This is a genomic window from Kitasatospora sp. Xyl93, from assembly GCF_055383135.1.
The window spans coordinates 2,908,489-2,932,258 of record NZ_AP029185.1 but is presented as its reverse complement, the minus strand read 5'-3'; the positions used below and the strand labels follow the sequence as shown (position 1 = coordinate 2,932,258).

The window sequence follows — 23,770 nt, the reverse complement described above, 5'->3', positions numbered from 1 at the left end:
GGTCGTCCTGGGGAGCGCCGCGAACAGGACACAATGGGCGCATGACTTCGCTCGCCCACCCGCAGCTGCGCTTCACGCCCACCGTGGCGGACCCCTCCGGCCCCCGGGAGCTGGTGATCCTGGGTTCCACCGGTTCGATCGGCACCCAGGCCGTCGACGTGGTGCTCCGCAACCCGGACCGCTTCCGGGTGGTCGCCCTGTCGGCGGCCGGCGGCCGGGTGGAGCTGCTCGCCGAGCAGGCGGTGCGGCTGGGCGTGCACACCGTGGCGGTGGCGGATCCGGCGGCCGAGCCGGCGCTGCGCGAGGCGCTGGCCGCGAAGGCGGCGGGCCGTCCGCTGCCGACCGTGCTGGTGGGCCCGGACGCGGCGACCGAGCTGGCCGCGCTGGAGTGCCACTCGGTGCTGAACGGCATCACCGGTTCGATCGGCCTGCGGCCGACGCTGGCCGCGCTGGCGGCGGGCCGGGTGCTGGTGCTGGCCAACAAGGAGTCGCTGATCGTCGGCGGTCCGCTGGTGAAGGCGGTGGCGAAGCCGGGCCAGATCGTGCCGGTGGACTCCGAGCACGCCGCGCTGTTCCAGGCGCTGGCCGGCGGCACCCGGGCGGAGGTGCGCAAGCTGGTGGTGACCGCCAGCGGCGGCCCGTTCCGCGACCGCACCCGTGCGCAGCTGGCCGGGGTGACCCCGCAGGACGCGCTGGCGCACCCGACCTGGGCGATGGGCCCGGTCGTCACGATCAACTCGGCCACCCTGGTGAACAAGGGCCTGGAGGTGATCGAGGCGCACCTGCTGTACGACGTGCCGTTCGACCGGATCGAGGTCGTGGTCCATCCGCAGTCGGTGGTGCACTCGATGGTCGAGTTCACCGACGGTTCGACCCTGGCCCAGGCCAGCCCGCCGGACATGCGGATGCCGATCGCGCTGGGCCTGGGCTGGCCGGACCGGGTGTCGGACGCCGCCCCCGCCTGCGACTGGACCAAGGCCGCCACCTGGGAGTTCTTCCCGCTGGACGACGAGGCCTTCCCGGCGGTCGAGCTGGCCCGCGAGGTGGGCACCCTGGGCGGCACCAACCCGGCGGTCTTCAACGCGGCCAACGAGGAGTGCGTGGAGGCGTTCCTGAAGGGCCGTCTCGCCTTCACCGGAATCGTGGACACTGTTGCCAAGGTCGTGGCCGAGCACGGCGGGCGGGACGGCGGTCCGGCGTCGGGAACTTCCCTGACGGTGGAGGACGTCCTGCACGCGGAGGACTGGGCGCGCGCCCGGGCCCGCGAGCTGGCGGCCGGTTGACCACCGGGCGACGGCCGGGCGACGGCCATGATTGCGGTAGGACGAGACGATGAGCGGAGCGGCATGACGGAGGACCAGCGGTGGCAACGGTTTTGACGGTGGTCGGCATCCTGGTCTTCGTCATCGGGCTGCTGATCTCGATCGCCTGGCACGAGCTCGGCCACCTCTCCACGGCCAAGCTGTTCGGCATCCGGGTGCCGCAGTACATGGTCGGCTTCGGCCCGACCCTCTGGTCGCGCCGGAAGGGCGAGACCGAGTACGGCATCAAGGCGATCCCGTTCGGCGGGTACATCCGGATGATCGGGATGTTCCCGCCGGGCGATGACGGCCGGATCACCAAGCGCAGTAGTTCGCCCTGGCGCACCATGATCGAGGACGCCCGCGAGGCCTCCTACGAGGAGCTCCAGGAGGGTGACGAGAGCCGGCTCTTCTACACCCGCAAGCCGTGGAAGCGCATGATCGTCATGTTCGCCGGGCCGTTCATGAACCTGGTCCTGGCGTTCGGGCTCTTCCTGACCGTCATGATGGGCTTCGGCGTCCAGATGAGCGTGCCGACGGTCAAGACCGTCGCCCAGTGCGTGGTCAAGGCGGGGCAGCCGACCGACAGCTGCCCGGAGGGCGCCCCGCAGACGCCGGCCGCCCAGGCCGGGCTGAAGGCGGGCGACCGGATCCTCTCCTTCGACGGCGACCGGATCCGCACCTACGACCAGCTCCAGGAGGACATCCGCAGGTCGGCCGGCCGGACGGTGCCGGTGGTGGTCGAGCGGGACGGGCAGCAGCAGACCCTCACCCCGACCATCGCGGTCAACGACGTCCAGAAGTACGACGGCGACAACGTCCCGCTCAAGGGCCAGACCGTCCAGGCCGGGTTCCTCGGATTCACTCCGGCGAGTGGTGTGGTCCAGCTCGGTTTCGGGCAGTCGCTCGACCGGATGTACGACATGGCCGAGAACGGGGTGAAGTCGCTGATCGCCCTGCCCGGCAAGATCCCCGGGCTGTGGAACGCGGTCGTCGGCGACGCCCCGCGCGACCCGGACTCGCCGATCGGCATGGTCGGCGCCGCCCGGGTCAGCGGCGAGGTCATCTCGCTCGACATCCCGGCCACCCAGCGGATCGCGGTCTTCGTGAACCTGCTCGCCGGGATCAACCTGTCGCTCTTCCTCTTCAACATGCTGCCGCTGCTCCCGCTGGACGGCGGGCACATCGCCGGCGCCGCCTGGGAGGCGGTCCGCCGCCGCTTCGCACAACTGTTCCGGCGGCCCGACCCGGGCCCGTTCGACGTCGCGAGGCTGATGCCGGTGGCGTACGTGGTGGCCAGCGTCTTCATCGGCTTCACACTGCTGGTGATGGTCGCCGACCTGGTGAACCCGGTGAAGATCGGCTAGGACGTTCGGGTACGGCGGGTGTGCTGGGCGCCGTTGCGGTGCCGTACCGTGGAGGCCGGGTGCGCGATCACAGCGCGCCCGGCCTCGGCCGTGTCACGGCCGGGCGGTCGACCACACCTCAACCCCGGGGAACCCTGCGCACATGACCGCGATCTCGCTCGGTATTCCGTCCCTGCCGCTCAAGCCGCTGGCCAAGCGCCGTTACTCCCGGCAGATCATGGTCGGCAACGTGCCGGTCGGCGGCGACGCCCCGGTCTCGGTGCAGTCGATGACCACCACCGTGACCTCGGACATCAACGCCACCCTCCAGCAGATCGCCCAGCTCACCGCGTCCGGCTGCCAGATCGTCCGGGTCGCCGTGCCCTCGCAGGACGACGCCGACGCGCTGCCGATCATCGCCAAGAAGTCGCAGATCCCGGTCATCGCGGACATCCACTTCCAGCCGAAGTACGTCTTCGCGGCGATCGACGCCGGCTGTGCGGCGGTGCGCGTGAACCCGGGCAACATCAAGGCCTTCGACGACAAGGTCGGCGAGATCGCCAAGGCCGCCAAGGACGCGGGCGTGCCGATCCGGATCGGCGTCAACGCCGGCTCGCTGGACAAGCGCCTGATGGAGAAGTACGGCCGGGCCACCCCGGAGGCGCTGGTCGAGTCGGCGCTGTGGGAGTGCTCGCTGTTCGAGGAGCACGACTTCCGCGACATCAAGATCTCGGTCAAGCACAACGACCCGGTCGTGATGATCAACGCCTACCGCCAGCTCGCCGCCGCGTGCGACTACCCGCTGCACCTCGGCGTGACCGAGGCCGGGCCGGCCTTCCAGGGCACCATCAAGTCGGCGGTCGCCTTCGGCGCGCTGCTGGCCGAGGGCATCGGCGACACCATCCGGGTCTCGCTCTCCGCCCCGCCGGCCGAGGAGATCAAGGTCGGCAACCAGATCCTGGAGTCGCTCGGGCTGCGCGAGCGCGGCCTGGAGATCGTCTCCTGCCCGTCCTGCGGGCGCGCCCAGGTGGACGTCTACAAGCTCGCGGAGGAGGTCACCGCCGGGCTGGAGGGCATGGAGGTGCCGCTGCGGGTGGCCGTCATGGGCTGCGTCGTGAACGGTCCGGGCGAGGCCCGCGAGGCCGACCTCGGGGTCGCCTCCGGCAACGGCAAGGGTCAGATCTTCGTCAAGGGCGAGGTCATCAAGACCGTCCCGGAGTCGAAGATCGTCGAGACCCTGATCGAGGAGGCGCTCAAGCTCGCCGAGCAGATGCAGGAGGCGGGCGTCGAGGCGGGCTCGCCTACCGTGGTCGCGGGGGAGTGACCGGTCGCGGGGAGCGAACCCCCGCGTAGCGTGTTCCGACAGCCGTGGGTTGTCCTGACCGTGCGGAACACCCGCGCGGTGATTTCCGGAAGCGGGGCCGTCCGTTCGCGGACGGCCCCGCGGCCGTAGCCGGGTGGGGCCACGGAGTAGGGTGCGGCCAGAGTCGTCTCAGTGAGGTGCTGTCTCGATGCTCGATCGAGGTGTGATGCTCCCGAGCTCCTTCCAGGCCGCCCGGGCCCTGGCCACCACCCGCGTGCTGGAGCCGCCGGACCTCCCGGGCGCCCTGGAGATCCTCCACCGCGACCCGGTCGCCAACGCGTTCGTCGCGACCAGGGTCGAGGCCGTCGGGCTGGACCCGTGGCGGCTCGGCGGGGAGCTGTGGGGCTGGTACGACGCGGACGGGGTGCTGGACGCGCTCTGCTACGCCGGGGCGAACCTGGTCCTGGTCAACGCCGGGCCGGTGGCGGTCGCGGCGTTCGCCGAGCGGGCCCGCCGGCAGGGACGGCGGTGCTCCTCGATCGTCGGGCCGGCGGCGGCCACCGCGGCCTTCTGGGCGCTGCTGGAGCGCAGTTGGGGGCCGGCCCGGGAAGTGCGGGCGCACCAGCCGCTGTTGGCGACCTCGGCGCCGTCGGCGGAGATCGCGCCGGACCCGCTGGTGCGCAGGGTGCGGCGGGACGAGGTCGAGGCGCTGATGCCGGCGTGCGTGGCGATGTTCACCGAGGAGGTGGGGGTGTCGCCGCTGGCGGGGGACGGCGGGCTGCTCTACCAGGCCCGGGTGGCCGAACTCGTCTCCACCGGGCGGTCGTTCGCGCGGTTCGACGAGGACGGGCAGGTCGTCTTCAAGGCGGAGATCGGGGCGGTGACGGAGGGGGCCTGCCAGATCCAGGGGGTCTGGGTCGCTCCGGAGCACCGGGGGCGGGGGCTCTCCGAGACGGGGATGGCGGCGGTCCTGGACGTCGCGTTGCGGGAGGTGGCGCCGGTGGTGTCGCTGTACGTCAACGACTTCAACCTGCGGGCCCGGGCCGCGTACCGGCGGGTGGGCTTCCAGGAGGTCGGGGCGTTCATGAGCGTGCTGTTCTGAGCGTGCTGCCGCAGCGGGTCGCGGCGCTGTTCCGCGCGGGTCCGGCAAGCTGCGCGAAGCGCTGTTGGGATCTTCGGCCGCGCCGCGGGGCCGCTGGTAGTAACGTCCGGAGCATGGATCAGCTGACCGGGGTGACGATCGAGGCCATCGACCTTGCGGCCTGGGCGCCGCAGGCGCTGGAGGTCCAGGCGGTGGCGTTCGGGCTGACGCCCGAGGAGGTCGCGGTGCGGCTGCACATCGTGGGGCGGCACGCCCAGCAGCCGGGGGTGATCGCGTTCGGGGCGATGAGCGGCGGGCGGCTGGTCGGGTTCGGGTACGGGATGCCCAACCAGCGGGAGCACTGGTGGAGCACGGTGATCGAGCCCTACCTGGCCGCGGAGGGGCACGGGGACTGGCTGGACGGGGTGTTCGCCGTCACCGAGCTGCACGTGCTGCCGCAGTTCCAGGGGCAGGGGGTCGGTTCGCGGCTCATCCGGACGCTGTGCGAGCGGTCGGGACTCGACCGGAGCATCCTGTCGGCGATCGACGCGGAGACGCCGGCGCGGCGGCTGTACCGGGGGCTGGGGTACCGGGACCTGGCGCGGGCGGTGCGGTTTCCGGCGACGGACCGGCTGTACGCGGTGATGGGGGCCCGGCTGCCCCTGCGGGGGGCCGGGGCCTGGAGCGCGCCTGCGGGCGAGGGCCAAGGGGCTTCGGGCTAGAGGGAGTTCGCGAACTCGAGGTACAGCTCGGCGTCCTCGCGGCGGTCGGTGCCGAGGGCCCGGAGGGCGAGGTCGACGGCGCGGAAGAGGGTCCAGCCGCGGAGGCGGTCCTGGTCGACCTCCAGGGCCTCGGAGAGCCGGCCCAGCCGGCGGCGGACGGCGGCGGGGGCGCCGGGGGACCCGAGCAGGGTGTCGGCGCGGTCCAGGGCCAGGCGGGCCAGGTCGTAGGCGCGTTCGCCGGCGAGCGGGCGCGGGTCGATGGCCAGCCAGGGGGCGCGGTCGGCGGCCAGGACGTTGCCGTGGTGGAAGTCGCCGTGCAGCAGGAAGGACTCGGTGGCGGAGCCGGCCAGGTCGCGGGCGGTGTCCAGGGCCTCGGCGACCAGGTGCCGCGCTTCGGCGGCCGCCGGGTGGGAGCGTTCCGCGAGGCGGGCGGTGGTGGCGATCCGCTGGGCGGGGGCCGGGAAGGGGTGGCCCTCGGGGAGCTCCGTCCAGAGGCGGTGCAGCAGGCTGGTGGCCTCCAGCATGGCCTTGGGCTCGGCGAGGGAGCGCAGCGGGATCTCGCCGTGGAGGCGTTCGAGCAGCAGGACGCCCTCGGCGGGGACGGCGTCGAGGAGCAGGACGGCGCCCCGGCCCGCCCAGTGGGCGAGGGCGGTGTGCTCGTGGGCGGTCTCGGGGGTGGGCAGGCCGATCTTGAGGACGGCGGGGGAGAGGTCGTCGCGGTGGACGTACGCGACGAGGCTCAGGCTGCCGCCGGGGTCGAGGACCCGTTCCAGGGTGAGGTTCCAGGCGGCGAGGTGGGTGGCGGCCCGGGCGGCGAGGGTGGCCAGCCACCGGCGGGCGACGTCGCCGTGGGTGGCGGTGACGGTGTTCGTCAGCCGGCTGGGGACGGTGATGGTGGGTTCGGCTTCCGACATGGGTCCATTGTCGGGGTTTGGGGCGGGGCGGGCGTGCGGGCTTCGCCCCGCGCGTCCGCCGGGGCCCGGGGTCAGCCGGTGCGGGCCCGCCGTCAGCCGGCGAGGCCCTGCGGTCAACCGGGAGGGCCCGGGGTCAGCCGGGGAGGCCCGGGAAGGGAGTGGCCGGAGCGCCCCAGCGGTGGGCCCGGAGGGCGGCTTCGCGCAGGGCGGTGGCGGCGGAGGGGCGGTAAGGGGCGGGGAGCGCGGTGACCAGGTCGGCGTAGGCGGTGGTCAGTCGGGTCTCCAGGTGGACGGCGAGCTTCGCGGCGTCGGCGGGCGAGGCGACCGGGAACGGGAGCTGGTAGCCGCCGGCGGCGGGGGTGGGGGCGGCGGTGGAGGAGGTGAGGAGGCGCTGCCAGGCGTCGCGTTGGGCCTGGTGGGCGGCGTGGGTGGAGCGGGCGTCGGCGCGCTGGGGGTCGTCGGGGAGGTGGGCGCCGACCACGCCGTAGCCGTAGACGGCGGCGTGTTCGGCGCCGAGGGCGGTCTGCAGGGCGGGGACGGCGGCGGTCCTGGCGGCCGGGGTGGCCTCGGTGCGGCCGTCGGGCGTCCTGACGGGGGTCGGGTCGCCGAGGGCCGCGGCGTGCAGGGCGTTGGAGGCGGAGACGGCGGCGAGCAGCCGGGCGAGGGGCGGGCTGACCTCGTCGAGGCCGTTGAGGCGGGACTCGGCGGTCCGGCGCTCCATCAGGGCCAGCTCGGGGAGGGTGGGCAGGGAGCGGACCGGGGTGCCGGTGGGCGAGGGGCTCGCCGTCGGCAGGCCCTGGGCGAGGGCGGCGCGGTGCTGGGCGGTGTCGTCGCGCAGGGGCTGGAGGATGGCGGTCTGGGCGCCCGGGACGGTGAGCAGGTTGTCGTAGGCGCCGAGCAGCAGGTCGGTGTCGGCGATCGCGCGGAGCCGGGCGGGGGCGTCCGGGTCGCGGGTCGGGGCGGGGCCGGCCGGGCGGGCGCCGCGGGGGTCGGCGGTGCAGGCGGTGAGGGCGGTGAGCAGTCCGAGGGCCAGGAAGGTCCGTCGGCTGGGCGGCTGCATCGGGGTCACTCCGGGCGGGTACGGGAGGACGGCCTCCCCGCTGCCCTCGTTGGCGTGAATGATTACAGAATCCCCACGTTCCCGGGCCCGGTTCGGGGATGCCGTGCCGGGTGTGAGCTTGCTCGCAGTGGGTGGCGTGCGGGCGGTGGGCGGCGGTCCGGAATCGGTGGTTGGGGGCCTGACCGGATAGGCTTTGGGCCGAGCTGCCGTGATCCGGTGTGGCACCGGGGGCGCGGGGCGACCTTCTGACAACAGCAGACGCGGCCGAGGAGTCCACCCGGATGAGCACCACCCACACCGACCGGCTGCGAGCGTTGCTGGAGCCGCTGGCCGAGCAGGCCGGCCTGGACCTGGAGGACGTCAGGGTCACCAGGGCGGGCAGCCGCCGACAGGTGCAGATCGACGTCGACACCGACGGCGGTGTGGACATGGACGCCATCGCCGAGTTCAGCCGGGTGGTCGGTGCGGCCCTGGACGAGTCGGACCTGATGGGGGACGACGCGTACCTGCTGGAGGTCGGCTCGCCGGGTGCGGAGCGTCCGCTGGTCCTGCCCCGGCACTGGCAGCGCGCCGAGGGCCGGCTGGCCAGGATCCACCTGGTGGACGGCGGGGAGATCGTCGCCCGGGTGCTGGAGGCGGACGAGGACGGCGCCCTGGTCGAGGTGCAGCCGGTGAAGGGCCGCGGCCGCCCGAAGGAGCGCCGTCTGGCGTACGCGGAGGTCGACCGGGCGCGCGTCCAGGTCGAGTTCAACCGCAAGGACGACGAGCTCTTGGACGAGGCCGCGGACTTCGACGAGGGGGAGGACGGCGCCGAGTGACCCCCGGGTGCCGTACGACCATGACGAACGTGACGAAAGACGAGGAGGCGTAGCCGTGGACATCGACATGAGTGCCCTGCGCACGCTGGTCAACGAGAAGAACATCCCCTTCGACCTGCTGGTCGAGTCCATCGAGTCCGCCCTCCTCACCGCGTACCACCGCACCGAGGGCTCGCGCCGCCGGGCCCGGGTGCACCTGGACCGCAAGAGCGGCCACGTCACCGTGTGGGCCATGGAGGACCCGGCGGAGCTGGAGGAGGGCGTCGAGCCGAAGGAGTTCGACGACACCCCGAACGGCTTCGGCCGGATCGCGTCCAGCATCGGCATCCAGGTGATGATGCAGCGCCTGCGCGACGCCGCCGACGACCAGACCTTCGGCGAGTACGCGGGCAAGGAGGGCGACATCGTCACCGGTGTCGTCCAGCAGGGCAACGACCCGAAGAACGTGCTGGTCGACATCGGCAAGCTGGAGGCCATCCTGCCGCCGCAGGAGCAGGTCCCGGGCGAGGACTACCGGCACGGCACCCGGCTGAAGTGCTACGTGGTGGCCGTGCGCCGGGGTGTGCGCGGCGCTTCGGTGACGCTGTCGCGCACCCACCCGAGCCTGGTGAAGAAGCTGTTCGCGCTGGAGGTCCCGGAGATCGCGGACGGCAGCGTGGAGATCGCGGCGATCGCCCGTGAGGCCGGCCACCGCACCAAGATCGCGGTCTGGTCGCGCCGCCAGGGCCTGAACGCCAAGGGCGCCTGCATCGGCCCGATGGGCTCCCGGGTGCGCGCGGTGATGGGCGAGCTGCACGGCGAGAAGATCGACATCGTCGACTGGTCGGAGGACCCGCGGGAGATGGTGGCCGCCGCCCTGTCCCCCGCACGGGTGACCAGCGTGGAGATCGTGGACGCCGCCCAGCGCTCCGCCCGGGTGATCGTGCCGGACTACCAGCTGTCGCTGGCGATCGGCAAGGAGGGGCAGAACGCCCGCCTGGCCGCGCGTCTGACCGGTTGGCGGATCGACATCCGGCCGGACACCGAGGGCCAGTCCGAGGAATCGCAGGCCCGGTAATCAGTGTTGTCGTGGGTGTCCCCGTCGGCCCTCCGGGATCGACGGGCGGCGCCATGTCGCCTCGGAGGGGTAGACTTGCCTTCGTCTGGCCGGACGCATGTCCGAGCACGCCCGGAGCGCACCTGCGTGGGCTGCCGCAAGCGCGCGGCCAAGCACCAGCTGTTGCGTGTCACGGCGGTCGAGGGCGAGTGCGTCCCTGATCCCCGTGGCGCACTCCCGGGCCGGGGCGCTCACCTGCACCCCGATCCGGCCTGCCTCGACCTCGCGGTCCGCCGTCGGGCGTTCCCCCGGGCCTTCCGGCTCCAGGGCACGCTCGACACCGAGCGGCTCCGCGGGTTCATCGGGGAGCGGGCGGGTGAAGCCCCCTAGCAGGGCCGCCTCCCGCGACGGCCGCCGCTCGCGCGGCGGAGAACCACCGCAACAAGCACGGCGTTCGGGCAGCCGCGCGCCGTGCCACCAGTCAGGTACCTCGCGATGTGGAAGTAGGTCGAGATTGCGATGAGCACTCGATGAGTACGCGATGAGTACGCGATGGGTACGCCCATGAAGTAGCGACAGTCCGGCGGACGAGACCCCCGGACTCATAGACAGGAGTGAAGTGGCTAAGGTCCGGGTTTATGAACTCGCCAAGGAGCTTGGCTTGGAGAGCAAGGCCGTCATGGCCAAGCTCACCGAGCTCGGTGAGTTCGTTCGTTCGGCGTCCTCGACGATCGAGGCGCCGGTCGTGCGCAAGTTGACTGACGCGCTTGGTGTGGCCCCCACTGGTGGCTCCGCTGCCAAGCCGGGCCCGCGGAAGACCGCGGCGCCCTCCCCCGCCGCCGGCTCGGGTGCCCCGAAGCCGGGGGCTCCGACTCCGGGTCCGCGCCCCGCCGCGGCGCCTGGTCCCCGTCCGACCCCGGCTGCCGCCGCGCCTTCCGCGCCGGCCGCCCCCGCCGCCCCGAAGCCGGGCGCGCCGACCCCGGGCCCGCGCCCGGCCGCGCGTCCCGCCGCCCAGGCGGCCCCGGCCGCGCCCGCGGCCGAGTTCTCCTCGCCGGCTCCGGCCGGCGACGCCCCGCGTCCGTCCACCCAGGCCCCGCGCCCGGGTGGCCAGGCCTCCGGCGGCGCCCGTCCGGGCCCGCGTCCGGCCGGCCCGCGTCCGGGCAACAACCCGTTCACCTCGGGTAGCGCCACCGGCATGGGCCGTCCCGGCGACCGCCGTCAGGGCGGTCAGGGCGGTGCCCCGCGTCCGGGCGGTGCCCAGGGCGGCGGCGCTCCGCGTCCGGGCGGCGACCGTCCGCGTCCGGCCGGTGCCCCGGGTGCCGGTGCCCCGCGTCCCGGTGGCGACCGTCCGCGTCCCGCCGGTGCCCCGGGTGCCGGTGCGCCGCGTCCCGGTGGCGACCGTCCGCGTCCCGCCGGTGCCCCGGGTGCCGGTGCCCCCCGTCCGGGTGGTGCCCCGCGTCCCGACGGCATGCCCCGTCCGGCCGCGCCGCGTCCCGGCGGTCCGACCCCGTCCGGCATGCCGCGCCCGAACCCGGGCATGATGCCGCAGCGTCCGGCCGGCCCGCGTCCGGGTCCGGGTGGCCGTGGTCCGGGTGGCCCCGGCGGCCGTCCGGGTGGTCCGGGTGCCGGTGGCGCCCGTCCCGGCTTCCAGGGTCGTCCGGCCGGTCCGGGCTCGCGTCCGGCCGGTGGCGGCGGCTTCGGCGGCCCGCGTCCCGGTGGCGGTGCCCCCGGTGGTGGCGGCGGCTTCGGCCCGCGTCCCGGCGGCTTCGGCGGTCGTCCCGGCGGCCCGGGTGCCCGTGGTGGTACGCAGGGCGCCTTCGGTCGTGGCCCGGGCGGTCGCCCGGCGCGCGGCCGCAAGTCGAAGCGGGCGAAGCGCCAGGAGTACGAGGCCATGCAGGCCCCGTCCGTCGGCGGTGTGATGCTGCCTCGCGGCAACGGCCAGACCGTTCGCCTGTCGAGCGGCGCCTCGCTGATGGACTTCGCGGAGAAGATCAACGCCAACCCGGCCGCGCTCGTCTCCGTCATGTTCAACCTCGGTGAGATGGTCACCGCGACCCAGTCGGTCTCCGACGCGACCCTCGAGCTGCTGGCCGGCGAGATGGGCTTCCAGCTGGAGATCGTCAGCCGGGACGACGAGGACCGCGAGCTGCTGGAGTCGTTCGACATCGACTTCGGTGCCAACGAGGGCGACGAGGACCAGCTGGCCCCGCGCCCGCCGGTCGTCACCGTCATGGGTCACGTCGACCACGGTAAGACCCGACTGCTGGACGCGATCCGCAAGTCCAACGTGGTGGCCGGCGAGGCCGGTGGCATCACCCAGCACATCGGTGCCTACCAGGTCGTCACCGAGGTGAACGGCGAGCAGCGCCCGATCACCTTCCTCGACACCCCGGGTCACGAGGCGTTCTCCGCCATGCGTGCCCGTGGTGCCAAGTCCACCGACATCGCGATCCTGGTGGTCGCGGCCAACGACGGTGTCATGCCGCAGACGGTCGAGGCGCTGAACCACGCCAAGGCCGCCGGTGTGCCGATCGTGGTCGCCGTCAACAAGATCGACGTCGAGGGCGCCGACCCGACCAAGGTCCGCGGTCAGCTGACCGAGTTCGGCCTGGTGGCCGAGGAGTACGGCGGCGACACCATGTTCGTCGACATCTCCGCGCGCCAGGGCCTGCACATCGACCAGCTGCTGGAGGCCGTGGTCCTGACCGCGGACGCCTCGCTGGACCTGCGGGCCAACCCCGAGCAGGACGCGCAGGGTATCGCCATCGAGGCGCACCTGGACAAGGGCCGCGGCGCCATGGCGACCGTGCTCGTGCAGCGCGGTACCCTCCGCGTCGGCGACTCGATCGTCGTGGGCGACGCCTACGGCCGCGTCCGCGCGATGCTGGACGAGAACGGCAACAACCTCTCCGAGGCCGGCCCGTCCCGTCCGGTGCTGCTGCTCGGTCTGACCTCGGTGCCCCGCGCCGGCGACAGCTTCATCGTCGTCGACGAGGACCGCACCGCCCGTCAGATCGCCGAGAAGCGCTCGGCCCGCGACCGCAACGCCGCCTTCGCGCAGCGTCGGGTCCGGGTGTCCCTGGAGGACCTGGACAAGGCCATCGCCGCCGGCTCCATCGAGCAGCTCAACCTCATCATCAAGGGTGACGTCTCCGGTTCGGTCGAGGCCCTCGAGGACGCCCTCGTCAAGCTGGACGTGGGCGAGGAGGTCGAGCTCCGGGTCCTGCACCGCGGTGTGGGTGCCATCACCGAGTCCGACGTGGACCTGGCGATGGGCTCGGACGCCATCATCATCGGCTTCAACGTGCGCGCCGAAGGCCGTGCGCGTACCGCGGCCGAGAAGGAAGGCGTGGACGTCCGGTACTACTCGGTCATCTACCAGGCGATCGAGGAGATCGAGAACGCCCTCAAGGGCATGCTCAAGCCGGAGTACGAGGAGGTGCGCCTCGGCGCCGCGGAGATCCGCGAGGTCTTCCGCTCCTCCAAGTTCGGCAACATCGCCGGTGTCCTGGTCCGCGACGGCATCATCCGCCGCAACGCCAAGGCCCGCCTGCTGCGCGACGGCAAGGTCGTGGCGGAGAACCTCTCCATCGAGGGTCTGCGCCGCTTCAAGGACGACGCGACCGAGGTCCGCGAGGGCTTCGAGGCCGGTGTCACCCTGGGGTCGTTCAACGACATCAAGGTCGACGACATCATCGAGACCTACGAGATGCGCGAGAAGCCGCGCGCCTAGTCGGTGTCAGCCGGGGCCGGTCGACGGGTGGTATTTCCGTCGACCGGCCCCGGTCTCGCTGTGTAGGGTCCGGGAGTAGTCAGACACAACGGCGTCAGCCCGGTTCCGGGCTGCTCCCCGAGGCCTTCCAGGTCGGCGAGACCTGTCCATCATGTTCGTGGGAACACTCACCTTCGACCTGCTGCTGGGCGACGTCCACTCGCTCAAGGAGAAGCGTTCGATCGTGCGGCCCATCGTGGCCGAACTGCAGCGCAAGTACAGCGTGTGCGCTGCCGAGACCGGGAACCAGGACCTGCACCGCCGGGCCGAGATCGGCCTCGCGGTGGTGGCCGGCGAAGCCGGGTACGTCACCGAGGTCCTGGACAGCTGTGAGCGGTTGGTCGCCGGCCGCCCCGAGGTGCAGCTCCTCTCCGCGAGGAGGCGGTACCACAACGACGACGACGAATGAGGACCGTGGAGCCGGCCGACGGAAGTCGCCGTTCTCACACGGATCAGGACCGAGAGCGCCCGCAAGGCCGGGCGCGGGCCGGTACTTTGGGGCGTGGGCCCCGACGGGTGCGCAGCTCGCCCGGGTACCGGGCCCACTGCACGAGGAGGCAACGTGACCGACACCGCAAGGGCGCGCAAGCTCGCCGACCGCATCCAGGTGGTCGTCGCCCAGACCCTGGAGCGGCGGATCAAGGACCCCCGGCTGGGGTTCGTGACCATCACCGACACCCGGGTGACCGGAGACCTGCGCGAGGCCACCGTCTTCTACACCGTCTTCGGTGACGAGACCGAGCGCGAGGCCACCGCGGCCGCGCTGGAGAGCGCCAAGGGCGTGATCCGCTCCGAGGTCGGCAAGATCGGGGTGCGCTTCACCCCGACGCTGACCTTCGTCGCGGACGCGCTGCCGGACAACGCCCGGAACATCGACGACCTGCTCGACCGGGCCCGCACCTCGGACGCCGCCGTGCGCACCCAGGCCGCGGGGGCGAGCTACGCCGGCGACGCGGACCCGTACCGGGTTCCGGCGTCCGAGCGTGACGACGAGGACGAGTAGTCATGGCGGGTGAGCCGGCGCGGGCCGCCTCGCGAGCCGGATCGACCACGGGGGCGTCCTCCACCAGCACGGTGGAGGGTGCCCTCGCGGCGCTCCCGGCCCCGCGCAGCGAGGAGAGCGGGTTCGAGCTGGTCTGGCAGCGGGTGGTGGCGGAGATCGGGCGGGCCCGTTCGATCGACCTGATCTGCCACATCTGCCCGGACGGCGACGCCCTGGGCTCCTCGCTGGCGGCCGCGCTGGCGCTGCGCGCGCTCGGCAAGCAGGTGCGGGTGTCCTTCGGCGACGACCCGCAGATCGTCCCGGAGTCGCTGGCCTTCCTGCCCGGCCAGGAGCTGATCGTGCCGGCCGCCGAGGTGCCGGACCGGCCCGAGCTGGTGCTCTGCTTCGACGTGGCCGCGGAGAGCCGGCTCGGCCTGCTGCACGACAAGGCCTTCGCCGCGCCCGTGCTGGTGGTGTTCGACCACCACGCCTCCAACCCGGGCTTCGGCACCCACCAGTTGATCGACCCGAGCGCGCCGGCCACCGCGGTGCTGGTCGACGAACTGCTGCGCCGGCTCGGCGTCGAGCTCGACCAGGAGCTGGCCACCTGCCTCTACACCGGTGTCGCCACCGACACCGGGTCGTTCAAGTACCGGGCCACCACGCCCGCCACCCACGAGCTGGCGGGCCGGCTGCTGGCCACCGGCATCCGGCACGACCTGATCTCCCGGCAGCTGTGGGACACCTCCTCGTTCGGCTACCTCAAGGTGCTCGCGGGCGCGCTCGACCGGGCCGTCTACGAGCCGGAGGCGGCGGACGGGCTGGGCCTGGTGTGGACGTGGGTGCCGTACCAGGACCTCGCGCTGTTCAGCGTCACGGTCGAGGAGATCGAGGGACTGATCGACGTCCTGCGCCGCCCGGCCGAGGCCGAGGTGGCGCTGGTGCTCAAGCAGGACCCGGACGGCACGCTGCGCGGCTCCTCGCGGTCCAAGGGTGCGGTGGACGTCGCCGCGGCCTGCGCCGAGCTGGGCGGCGGGGGGCACGTCTTCGCGGCCGGATTCAGCGTCCGCGAGGAGGTGGCCGCGGTGGTCGAGCGGTTCCGGAGTGCCCTGCGCCCGGTACGTTGATCGTCTCTGCTGATGTTGTTGAGAGAAAGAACCCGATGAAGCGCAAAGGCACCGGCCCGGACGGCCTGGTGATCGTCGACAAGCCCGAGGGCATCACCTCGCACGGGGTCGTCGCCAAGCTGCGGTGGCTGGCCGGGACCCGGAAGGTCGGGCACGCCGGCACCCTGGACCCGATGGCCACCGGCGTGCTGGTGATCGGCGTCGAGCGGGCCACCCGGCTGCTCGGCCACCTGATGCTCACCGCCAAGACCTACGAGGCGACCATCCGGCTCGGCCAGACCACCGTCACCGACGACCGCGAGGGCGAGGTCACCTCCTCGGCCCCGGCCGACGCCGTCACCCGGGAGGCCGTCGACGCCGGGATCGCGGCGCTCACCGGCGAGATCATGCAGGTGCCGTCCAAGGTCAGCGCGATCAAGATCGACGGCAAGCGCTCGTACGCGCGGGTGCGCGAGGGCGAGGAGTTCGAGCTCGCCGCCCGGCCGACCACGATCCACTCCTTCACCGTGCACGGGCAGCGCGCGGCGGTCGCCGAGGACGGCACGCCGGTGCTCGACCTGGACGTCACCGTCGAGTGCTCCTCCGGCACCTACATCCGGGCGCTGGCCCGGGACCTGGGCGCCTCACTGGGCGTCGGCGGGCACCTGACCGCGCTGCGCCGCACCAAGGTCGGGCCGTACGGGGTGGAGTCGGCGCACACCCTGGAGCAGCTGGAGGCCGCGGTCACCGGCGAGTCCCCGGAGGGGCTGCAGGTGCTGCCGATCGGGCAGGCCGCGGCGGCCGCCTTCCCGCGCTGGGACCTGGACGAGGCCTCGGCGCAGAAGCTGTCGCACGGCTCACGGCTGAAGGCGCCCGGGATGGGCGTGGACGGGCCGATCGCGGTGTTCGGGCCGGACGGGCGCTTCCTCGCGCTGGTCGAGGAGAAGGGCGGGCAGGCGAAGCCGGTCGCGGTCTTCGTCGGCTGACGGCCCCGCAGCTGTCCGGAGCCCCCGTCGGGAGTCATCCCGACGGGGGCTCCGCCGTTCCCGGAAGCGTTTCACCCGTGCGAGGGAGCGCGCGGAGTGAACGCCCGTGGTGAGCGGCGCGGGCGCGGTCGGGGCGCCGCCTCGACGGGCAGGTTCCCGGCGGCGGGCGAGCGACGGCCGAAGGGGCGCGAGATGCCGGGGTTTCCGGAGGGCGATCCGGGGCGGTACCTGCTGCGGATCCGCGGCCTCGACGGGCAGCTGCACGGCCTGGGCTTCGTCGCCGACCCGCAGGGGGCCGTGCTGACGGCCCACGAGAGCGTCGCCGGGCTGGACCGGATCGTCCTGCACACCCCCGGCGGGCAGAGCACGGTGCTCGGCCCGGACGCCGTGCTGCCGCTGCCCGGGCACGGGCTCGCGCTGCTGCGCACCGGGGCGGCCGGCGGGCTGCCGGTGCCGCCGCTGCCGCTGGCCGCCGTCCCGGCCGGGCCGGAGGTGCTGCTGCCCGCGCTGGCCGCGGAGGACGAGCGGGTGGTCGCGCTGCGCTGCGGGCTGCTCGGGGTCACCGGCGCGGCGTACGGCGGGCACCGGCTGGGCGGGGTGCTGCTGCTGGACGTGCCGGTGGTCGGCGGGGTCACGGTGCCGGCCGGCTCGCCGGTGCTGGACGCCCGCAGCGGGGCGGTGGTCGCGCTGGCCGCGCCCGCCGTGCGCGGGCCCTGGCACGACGGGGCGCTGCCGGCCGTGGCCGTGGGGGCCGCAGCGGCCGGAACGGGCCCCGCGGACGGGACGCAGGCCGCCGAGGCGCTGGTCGGGCTGCCGGCGCGCGACGCGGCGGCGGTGCCCGGCCACGGCCCGGCGCTCGACCTGGCCGGGGTGCTGCGGCTGGCCGCCGCCCAGGTGACGGCCGCCGGCGCCGGACCGGGCCGGGTGGCCCGGCTGGCCGCCGACCGGGTGGACCGGCCGGACGGCCTGACCGGGGAGGAGCCGGCCGCGACCGTCACCGTGCTGGTCGGCGCCCCCGGCAGCGGGCGCACCACCGAACTGGCCGCGCTGGCCGTCCGTCGGCACGGCGGTGCCCGGCCGCTGCCCACCCTCTGGCTGCGCGGCGCCGACCTGCGCGCCGGGGACCGCTCGCTCGCCGAGCCGGTGGAGCGGGCACTGGCCGCCGCGGCGGCCGGCCTCGGCACCCCGGCGCCCGCGGCCGGACCGGTGGCGGCGCTGTGCGCGGCGGCCGGCCGTCCGCTGCTGGTGGTCCTGGACGGCCCCGAGGAGGCCCCGCTGCCGGTGGACGCGCGCTGGCTGCGCGGCGCCGGCCAGTGGCTGACCGGCTGCGGGGCCCGGCTGGTGACCGCCTGCGGGGAGGAGCTCTGGGAGCGGCTCGCGGCCGAGACCTGGGGCGGCGGCGCCCCCGGCCCCCGCCGGACGGCCGAGCCGCACCCGGACGGCGACCTGAGCAGCGCGCCCACCGTGCGGATGGACGGCCGCGGCCCGGGCGGGCCGAGCCTGGCCGGGCACCGGCTCGGCCCGTTGCCCCCCGAGGCGGCCGAGCGGGTGTGCCGCCGGTACGGCCTGCCCCCGGGGCGCCCGCTCGCCGCCGAGGACGCCCGGCACCCGCTGGCCGTCCGGCTGGCCGGGGAGCTGTGGGTGGAGGGGCTGTGGGCCGGGGGGCCGCACGACGGGCAGGTGCGCCGGGGCGACCTGTTCGAGGCCTTCCTGGACCTGCGCTGCCTGCGGGTGGCCCAGCGACTGGAGGACGCCCGGCCGCGCCGGCCCGGTGCCCACCGGAGGGGCGCGGCGCGGCCGGGCGGGCCCGAGCACCGGCGGGTGCGCCGGCTCGCGGCGGCGGTCGCCGGGCGGGTGCACGAGGCGGCCCGGCGGATGCTCGGCGGCCCGTCGGGCGGCGGGCTGGACCGGACGGTCTTCGAGGAGCTGTTCCCGGCCGGGGGCGGCTGGGCCGCGGCGGTGCTCGCCGAGGGCCTGTTCGTCCCGGCCGGGCCCGGATTCCGCTTCGCGCACGGGGAGTTCGCGGACTGGCTGCAGGGCCGGCACCTGGACCTGGACGCGGCGCTGCGGCAGCTGCTCGGCGAGGCCGAGGACACCCCGCCCCGGCCCGCCGACGAGGTCGAGGAGCCGGGCGGCCATCGGGCGGGGGAGCCGGCCGCCGGAGCGAACGCCGTCGCCCGGCACCGGGTCGGCCCGGTCGCCGCCGCGCTGCGCCGGGTGGCCGAGACCTGTGGCGCCGGCGCCCTGGACCCGTGGCTGCACCGGATCCGGCGCGCCCTGGACCTGCGCCCGCCGGGCAGCGAACCCGCCTGGTGGGCGGCCCGGCTGCTCGCCGCGGGCCTCACCGCCAGCCCGGACCCGGCCGAACACCTGGCGCTGCTCGACCAGTTGGCCGACCGGATCGCCGAACGGGCCGGCGCGGCGGGCGCGGTGGCGCTTCCGGCGGTCGGGCTCGGCCGCTTCGGCCCGGCCTTCTGGACCGGCCTGGGCCTGCCCGTCGAGGCCGAACTCGCCCTGCTGCGCCGCCTGGTGGTCGCCGACGGCCCGGGGCAGCGCTTCCTCGCCGTGGTGGCCGAGCGGCTGCGCGCCGACCCCGTCGCGGTCTTCCCGCTGCTCTGCGCCTGGTTCGAGGACCCGCGCGGCCTGCCGGGCCGCCCCGGACGCACCGTGGCCGGCCTCGCCCACGACCTGCTGTACGCCCACCGGCGGCTCGCCCTGGACGAGTTGGCCGACGCGCTGGCCGCCGCCGCGCACCCGGCGGCGGACGCGCTGCTCACCGTGCTCGCCGCCGAGGAGCCGTCCGCGCTCTGCCGGGCGGTGGACCGCTGGAGCCACGACCGGCGGCCCGAACGGCACGTCGCGGCCGCCGTGCACGCGCTGCGGACCGCCCCGTACGCCTCCGGTGCCGGGGCCGAGCTGCTGCGGTACACCGCGCTGACCCTGCTCGCCCGCGAGGACGAGCCCGGCCTGCACGGGGCCGCGCTGGCGCTGCTGGTCGCCGATCCGGAGACCAGGGCCGAGCACCTGCCGGCCGCGCTCGCCCGGCTCCGGGCGGGCGGCGACGCCTTCCTCACCCCGCGGGCGCTCGCCCCGGCCCTGGAGAGCGACCCGGAGGCCGTCCTGGCCGCGCTCGCCGACCGGTCGGCCGCCCCCGGCGCGGCCCCCGCCGAGACGCTGCGGGTGCTCGCCGACGCCACCGCCCCGGTGGCCGTCCGGCGGGGCGCCGAGCTGGCCGCCCGGCTGCTGCGCAGCCACCCGGTGCCGGCCGGTCCGGTCGCCGTCGACTACCTCGGCCGCCGGCTGGGCCGCGCCGCCGGCGTCCACCCGGCCGACCGGACGGAGCTGCGGGCGCTGCTCGACGCCGCGCTGGCCACCCGCAGCGCGGCCGTCCGGCGGCCGTTCGCCGAGGTGCTGTCCGTCCCGGTGGCCCACCCGGCGGCGGACGCGCTGCGCTGCGAGCTGCTGGACGCCCTGCTCGCCGCCGAGGCCGACCCGGTGGTGCTGACCGCCGTGGTGGAGCGGCTGGCCGAGCACTGCGCGGCCGAGAACCCGGCCCGGGCCCGGGCGGTGCTGGCCCGGGCCACCCCGGGACTGCCGGACGCGGACGAGCTGCTGGTGCGCTTCGCCGGACGGTCGGCGGCCTTCGCCCGGCTGCTCGCCCGGTGGCCGTCCGGGGCCGCGCCGACCGCTCCGGACGGCTCCCGGCCGGCCCGGATGCGGGCCCTGGCGGCGGCCGGACGGGATCCGCGGTACGCCGCCGCCGAGGCCGATCGGACGGTGTCCGGGCGGCCCGCGGGGGCCTCGGTGCGCTCAACCCGCATTCCGGTGCCTGAGCCGGGGCAGGCGCATGGCACGCTATAGGGGTTCGGGTTTTGAGCGTTTGAGCGTACAGAGGGTACGCGCCGTACGGAACAAGGAGCGGTCAGGTGCAGCGCTGGCGTGGCCTGGAGGAGATCCCCGGTGACTGGGGACGCAGCGTCGTCACCATCGGCTCGTTCGACGGGGTGCACCGCGGGCATCAGCTGATCATCGGGCGGGCGGTCGAGCGGGCCCGCGAACTCGGCATCCCGTCGGTCGTGGTGACCTTCGACCCGCACCCGCGCGAGGTCATCCGCCCGGGAAGCCACCCGCCGCTGCTCGCGCCGCACCCGCGCCGCGCCGAGCTGATCGCGGAGCTGGGCGTGGACGCGGTGCTGGTGCTGCCGTTCACCACCGAGTTCTCCAAGGAGTCCCCGGAGACCTTCGTGCGGCAGGTGCTGGTGGACGCGCTGCACGCGCGGGTCGTCATCGAGGGCCCCAACTTCCGCTTCGGGCACCGGGCCGCGGGGGACGTCGCGCTGCTCGGCGAGCTGGGCCGGGCGGACGACTTCGAGGTCGAGGTCGTCGACCTCCAGGTGTGCGGCACGGCCGGGGACGGCCAGCCGTTCTCCTCCAGCCTGACCCGCCGGCTGGTGGAGACCGGGGACATGGCCGGCGCCAACGAGGTGCTGGGCCGCCCGCACCGGGTCGAGGGCGTGGTGGTGCGCGGCGCGCAGCGCGGCCGCGAGCTGGGCTACCCGACCGCCAACGTCGAGACCGTGCCGCACAGCGCGGTCCCGGCCGACGGCGTGTACGCGGGCTGGCTGACCGCGGACGGCGAGCGGATGCCGGCGGCGATCTCGGTCGGCACCAACCCGACCTTCGACGGCACCGCCCGCACCGTGGAGGCGTACGCCATCGACCGGGTCGGCCTGGACCTGTACGGGCTGCACGTGGCCGTGGACTTCCTGGCCTACCTGCGCGGGATGGAGAAGTTCGACTCCATCGACGCGCTGCTGGACCGGATGGCCGACGACGTCAAGCGGGCCCGCGAGCTGACCGACGGGGTCTGACCGACGGCGTCTGAGCGACCGGGTCCGACCGGCGGCGGCCGACCGACGGGTTCCGGGCGCCGGGACGACGGAAGGGGCCCACCGACACCAGGTCGGTGGGCCCCTTCCGTCGTCTCACTGCTGGGGGGCCTGCGGCGGGTAGCCGTAGCCCGGCCCCGGCTGCTGCGGCCAGGGCGCCCCGGGAGCGGGCTGCTGGGGGTAGCCGTAGCCGGGCGGGGGCGGCGGGGCCTGGCCGGGCTGCGGGGCCCACGGCGCCCCGGGGGCGGGCTGGCCGGCCTGCTGCGGGTAGGACTGCTGCTGCGGGTCGGCGTACGGCTGCGGCCGGCCGCCGGGGTAGCCCGGCTGCGCCTGGGCCTGCTGCTGCCAGCCGGCCTGCTGGGCGGCGGCCTGCTGGGCCCGGACGATGTCCTCGCCGACCAGGGTGGCCAGCTCGAAGTAGGCCTCCCGGACCTTGGGCCGCATCATGTCGAGGTTGACCTCGGCGCCGGCCGCCAGGCTCTCGTCGAACGGCACCACGATCACGCCGCGGCAGCGGGTCTGGAAGTGCGCGACGATGTCCTCGATCTTGATCATCTTGCTGGTCTCGCGGACCCCGGAGACCACCGTGATGCTGCGCTGCACCAGGTCCGCGTAACCGTGCGCGGAGAGCCAGTCCAGGGTGGTCGAGGCGCTGGAGGCGCCGTCCACGCTGGGGGTGGAGACGATGATCAGCTGGTCGGCCAGGTCCAGCACCCCGCGCATCGCGCTGTACAGCAGGCCGGTGCCGGAGTCGGTCAGGATGATCGGGTACTGGCGGCCCAGCACGTCGATCACCTGGCGGTAGTCCGAGTCGTTGAAGGTGGTCGAGACCGCCGGGTCGACGTCGTTCGCCAGGATCTCCAGGCCCGAGTTCAGGTCCTGCGAGGTGAACTGACGGATGTCCATGTAGCTGCGCAGGTGCGGGATGGCCGTCACCAGGTCGCGGATGGTCGCGCCGGTCTGGCGCTTGACCCGGCGGCCCAGGGTGCCGGCGTCCGGGTTGGCGTCGATCGCGATCACCTTGTCCTGGCGCTCGCTGGCCAGGGTCGCGCCGAGCGCGGTGGTGGTCGTGGTCTTGCCGACGCCGCCCTTGAGGCTGATCACCGCGATCCGGTAGCAGCTCAGCACCGGGGTGCGGATGATCTCCAGCTTGCGGGCCTTCTCGGCCGCCGCGGCCTTGCCGCCGAACTGGAAGCGCGGCTGCTGGCGCTGCTGCTTGGGCTGGCTGCGCAGCAGCCGGTCCGAGGACAGCTCGACGGCGGCGGTGTAGCCGAGCGGCGCGCCGTGCGCGGTCTGCTGCGGGGCGGCGGCCTGCTGGAACGCGCTGGGCTGCGGGGACTGCGGCTGCTGCCACGGCTGTCCTGGCCCCGGCTGCGGCGGACCGGGCTGGGGCTGCGCCGGCTGGGCCTGCGGGCCGGGCTGCGGCTGGGGCGGCTGGGCCTGCGGGCCGGGCTGCGGCTGGGGCGGCTGCTGGTAGGCGGCGGGCTGCGGCCAGCCGCCCTGGCGCGGGTCCACCGGGCCGGGCTGCGGCACCGGGCCGGTCTGCTGCGGGGCGGCGGCCTGCTGGGCCTGGGCTTGTTGGGCCTGGGCTTGCTGGGCCTGGGCTTGCTGGGCCTGCTGGGCCGCCCACGCGGCCTGCGGGTCCCAGGCCGCCGACGGGCCCTGCGGGTCCTGGGGGTGCTGCGGCGGTGCCTGCTGCACCGGCGGCTGCGCGAAGTTCTGGGGCTGGACCGGCTGCCCCGGCTGGACCGCCTGGGCGGCCGGCCCGGGCTGCGCGGCCGCGGCGGTCGGGGCGGGCGCCGGCGCCGGGTACGGCTGGACGGCCTGGGGCTGTCCGGGCTGCTGCTGCGCCGCGGCCTCCGGCGCCGCCCAGGCCGGGGCACCGGCCTGCGGCTGCTCGGCGGCCGGCGGGGTCGCGGAGGCCGCCGGGAACGGGACGTGCTGCGCCTCGGCCTGCACCGGCGGGACCGGCGCGGCGGGCGCGGGAGCAGGCGCCGGAGCAGGGGCGGCGCCCGGCACGGCCTCGGCCGCCGGTGCCGCGCCCTGGGCGGGCACCGGAGCCTGGGCCGCGGTCGGGGCCGGAGCCTGGGCCGGGCCCTGCTGCTGCGCCGGTGCGGCCCCGGCGGCGGGCTGCTGGGCCGGAGCCTGCTGGGCCTGCGCCGGAGCCGCGGCCGCGCCCGGAGCCGCACCGGCCGCACCGGCCGCGCCCGGAGCCGCCGGCTCGGTCTGCACGTACCAGGACGGGGGAGTGTAGTCAGGCGCGTCCGACCAGTCGTCGTCGTCCTCCGCCGCGTTGTCGCCGACGTAGACGCCGTCCCGATCGCTGCTCACTCTGGCTCCCTCGTGTTCGCCGCCGCTTGTTCAGCGGTGCCGTTGCCGCATCAAAGACTAGGCGCTACGGCAACCCCCGTTGAAGGCGGCTACGGATCCCCGTCGGCCCGCCCGGTGCGGCGA

The 23,770-nt window shown here is 75.0% G+C and carries 18 protein-coding genes; 15 read left to right on the top strand and 3 right to left on the bottom strand.

Features of this window, described 5'->3' with window-relative positions:
* Positions 1 to 41: 41 nt before the first annotated feature.
* The 5 genes from dxr to ACZ5GH_RS12895 all read left to right on the top strand — a co-directional run bounded on the left by dxr (position 42) and on the right by ACZ5GH_RS12895 (position 5,753).
* Positions 42 to 1,283, top strand: coding sequence for a 1-deoxy-D-xylulose-5-phosphate reductoisomerase (gene dxr / locus ACZ5GH_RS12915; protein WP_387760258.1), 1,242 nt, complete (start codon positions 42 to 44; stop codon positions 1,281 to 1,283).
* Between the two features lie 80 nt (positions 1,284 to 1,363).
* Positions 1,364 to 2,668, top strand: a complete 1,305-nt coding sequence (locus ACZ5GH_RS12910) for a M50 family metallopeptidase (RefSeq protein WP_387760260.1) — start codon at positions 1,364 to 1,366, stop codon at positions 2,666 to 2,668.
* A 142-nt stretch (positions 2,669 to 2,810) separates the two neighbouring features.
* On the top strand, positions 2,811 to 3,971 hold the full coding sequence (ispG, locus tag ACZ5GH_RS12905; RefSeq protein ID WP_387760262.1) for a flavodoxin-dependent (E)-4-hydroxy-3-methylbut-2-enyl-diphosphate synthase: 1,161 nt from the start codon (positions 2,811 to 2,813) through the stop codon (positions 3,969 to 3,971).
* A 205-nt stretch (positions 3,972 to 4,176) separates the two neighbouring features.
* Entirely contained in the window at positions 4,177 to 5,052 is an 876-nt protein-coding gene (locus tag ACZ5GH_RS12900; RefSeq protein WP_387760311.1) for a GNAT family N-acetyltransferase, read from the top strand.
* A gap of 113 nt (positions 5,053 to 5,165) precedes the next feature.
* Positions 5,166 to 5,753 (top strand): GNAT family N-acetyltransferase, encoded by a 588-nt coding sequence (locus ACZ5GH_RS12895; protein WP_387760264.1) that lies wholly within the window; start codon positions 5,166 to 5,168, stop codon positions 5,751 to 5,753.
* On the opposite strand, the gene ACZ5GH_RS12890 is transcribed toward ACZ5GH_RS12895, so the two are convergent.
* Together ACZ5GH_RS12890 and ACZ5GH_RS12885 are read right to left on the bottom strand one after the other, a co-directional pair.
* Positions 5,750 to 6,667 (bottom strand): aminoglycoside phosphotransferase family protein, encoded by a 918-nt coding sequence (locus ACZ5GH_RS12890; protein ID WP_464334310.1) that lies wholly within the window; start codon positions 6,665 to 6,667, stop codon positions 5,750 to 5,752. The genes ACZ5GH_RS12895 and ACZ5GH_RS12890 overlap by 4 nt on opposite strands.
* A 133-nt stretch (positions 6,668 to 6,800) precedes the next feature.
* Complete coding sequence (locus tag ACZ5GH_RS12885) at positions 6,801 to 7,727, bottom strand: ferritin-like domain-containing protein (protein WP_387760313.1); 927 nt, start codon at positions 7,725 to 7,727, stop codon at positions 6,801 to 6,803.
* 281 nt (positions 7,728 to 8,008) lie between these two features.
* On the opposite strand from ACZ5GH_RS12885, the gene rimP reads away from it, so the two are divergent.
* From rimP to ACZ5GH_RS12835, 10 genes are all read left to right on the top strand, one after another.
* Positions 8,009 to 8,545 carry a ribosome maturation factor RimP gene (gene rimP, locus ACZ5GH_RS12880; protein ID WP_401118581.1) on the top strand — a complete coding sequence of 179 codons (537 nt, stop codon included), beginning with the start codon at positions 8,009 to 8,011 and terminating at the stop codon, positions 8,543 to 8,545.
* A 55-nt stretch (positions 8,546 to 8,600) separates the two neighbouring features.
* Positions 8,601 to 9,602: a transcription termination factor NusA gene (gene nusA, locus ACZ5GH_RS12875; RefSeq protein ID WP_387760269.1), complete on the top strand. Its 1,002-nt coding sequence runs from the start codon at positions 8,601 to 8,603 to the stop codon at positions 9,600 to 9,602.
* A gap of 126 nt (positions 9,603 to 9,728) precedes the next feature.
* On the top strand, positions 9,729 to 9,971 hold the full coding sequence (locus ACZ5GH_RS12870; RefSeq protein WP_464334309.1) for a YlxR family protein: 243 nt from the start codon (positions 9,729 to 9,731) through the stop codon (positions 9,969 to 9,971).
* A gap of 229 nt (positions 9,972 to 10,200) precedes the next feature.
* Positions 10,201 to 13,314, top strand: a complete 3,114-nt coding sequence (infB, locus tag ACZ5GH_RS12865; RefSeq protein ID WP_387760272.1) for a translation initiation factor IF-2 — start codon at positions 10,201 to 10,203, stop codon at positions 13,312 to 13,314.
* A gap of 151 nt (positions 13,315 to 13,465) precedes the next feature.
* A complete protein-coding gene (locus ACZ5GH_RS12860; protein ID WP_030311386.1) occupies positions 13,466 to 13,762 on the top strand; it encodes a DUF503 domain-containing protein in 297 nt (98 codons plus the stop codon).
* A gap of 153 nt (positions 13,763 to 13,915) precedes the next feature.
* The gene (rbfA, locus tag ACZ5GH_RS12855) at positions 13,916 to 14,356 is read left to right on the top strand and encodes a 30S ribosome-binding factor RbfA (RefSeq protein ID WP_207812580.1); all 441 of its coding nucleotides are present in this window, start codon (positions 13,916 to 13,918) and stop codon (positions 14,354 to 14,356) included.
* 2 nt (positions 14,357 to 14,358) lie between these two features.
* Positions 14,359 to 15,462 (top strand): DHH family phosphoesterase, encoded by a 1,104-nt coding sequence (locus ACZ5GH_RS12850; protein ID WP_464334308.1) that lies wholly within the window; start codon positions 14,359 to 14,361, stop codon positions 15,460 to 15,462.
* Positions 15,463 to 15,497: 35 nt separating this feature from the next.
* Positions 15,498 to 16,427, top strand: a complete 930-nt coding sequence (truB, locus tag ACZ5GH_RS12845) for a tRNA pseudouridine(55) synthase TruB (protein ID WP_387760274.1) — start codon at positions 15,498 to 15,500, stop codon at positions 16,425 to 16,427.
* Positions 16,428 to 16,619: 192 nt separating this feature from the next.
* Positions 16,620 to 20,288 carry a serine protease gene (locus ACZ5GH_RS12840; RefSeq protein WP_464334307.1) on the top strand — a complete coding sequence of 1,223 codons (3,669 nt, stop codon included), beginning with the start codon at positions 16,620 to 16,622 and terminating at the stop codon, positions 20,286 to 20,288.
* Positions 20,289 to 20,353: 65 nt separating this feature from the next.
* Positions 20,354 to 21,298, top strand: a complete 945-nt coding sequence (locus tag ACZ5GH_RS12835; protein WP_387760277.1) for a bifunctional riboflavin kinase/FAD synthetase — start codon at positions 20,354 to 20,356, stop codon at positions 21,296 to 21,298.
* 114 nt (positions 21,299 to 21,412) lie between these two features.
* Here the strand turns inward: ACZ5GH_RS12835 and ACZ5GH_RS12830 are convergent, their stop codons facing one another.
* Positions 21,413 to 23,548 (bottom strand): MinD/ParA family ATP-binding protein, encoded by a 2,136-nt coding sequence (locus tag ACZ5GH_RS12830; RefSeq protein WP_464336818.1) that lies wholly within the window; start codon positions 23,546 to 23,548, stop codon positions 21,413 to 21,415.
* Between the last annotated feature and the right edge of the window lie 222 nt (positions 23,549 to 23,770).

Excerpts from the sequence above, each read along its gene's own strand:
- dxr (WP_387760258.1), top strand. The coding sequence starts at position 42 with ATGACTTCGCTCGCCCACCCGCAGCTGCGCTTCACGCCCACCGTGGCG.
- ispG (WP_387760262.1), top strand. The coding sequence starts at position 2,811 with ATGACCGCGATCTCGCTCGGTATTCCGTCCCTGCCGCTCAAGCCGCTG.
- ACZ5GH_RS12900 (WP_387760311.1), top strand. The coding sequence starts at position 4,177 with ATGCTCCCGAGCTCCTTCCAGGCCGCCCGGGCCCTGGCCACCACCCGC.
- ACZ5GH_RS12895 (WP_387760264.1), top strand. The coding sequence starts at position 5,166 with ATGGATCAGCTGACCGGGGTGACGATCGAGGCCATCGACCTTGCGGCC.
- ACZ5GH_RS12890 (WP_464334310.1), bottom strand. The coding sequence starts at position 6,667 with ATGTCGGAAGCCGAACCCACCATCACCGTCCCCAGCCGGCTGACGAAC.
- ACZ5GH_RS12885 (WP_387760313.1), bottom strand. The coding sequence starts at position 7,727 with ATGCAGCCGCCCAGCCGACGGACCTTCCTGGCCCTCGGACTGCTCACC.
- rimP (WP_401118581.1), top strand. The coding sequence starts at position 8,009 with ATGAGCACCACCCACACCGACCGGCTGCGAGCGTTGCTGGAGCCGCTG.
- ACZ5GH_RS12860 (WP_030311386.1), top strand. The coding sequence starts at position 13,466 with ATGTTCGTGGGAACACTCACCTTCGACCTGCTGCTGGGCGACGTCCAC.
- ACZ5GH_RS12850 (WP_464334308.1), top strand. The coding sequence starts at position 14,359 with ATGGCGGGTGAGCCGGCGCGGGCCGCCTCGCGAGCCGGATCGACCACG.
- truB (WP_387760274.1), top strand. The coding sequence starts at position 15,498 with ATGAAGCGCAAAGGCACCGGCCCGGACGGCCTGGTGATCGTCGACAAG.
- ACZ5GH_RS12840 (WP_464334307.1), top strand. The coding sequence starts at position 16,620 with ATGCCGGGGTTTCCGGAGGGCGATCCGGGGCGGTACCTGCTGCGGATC.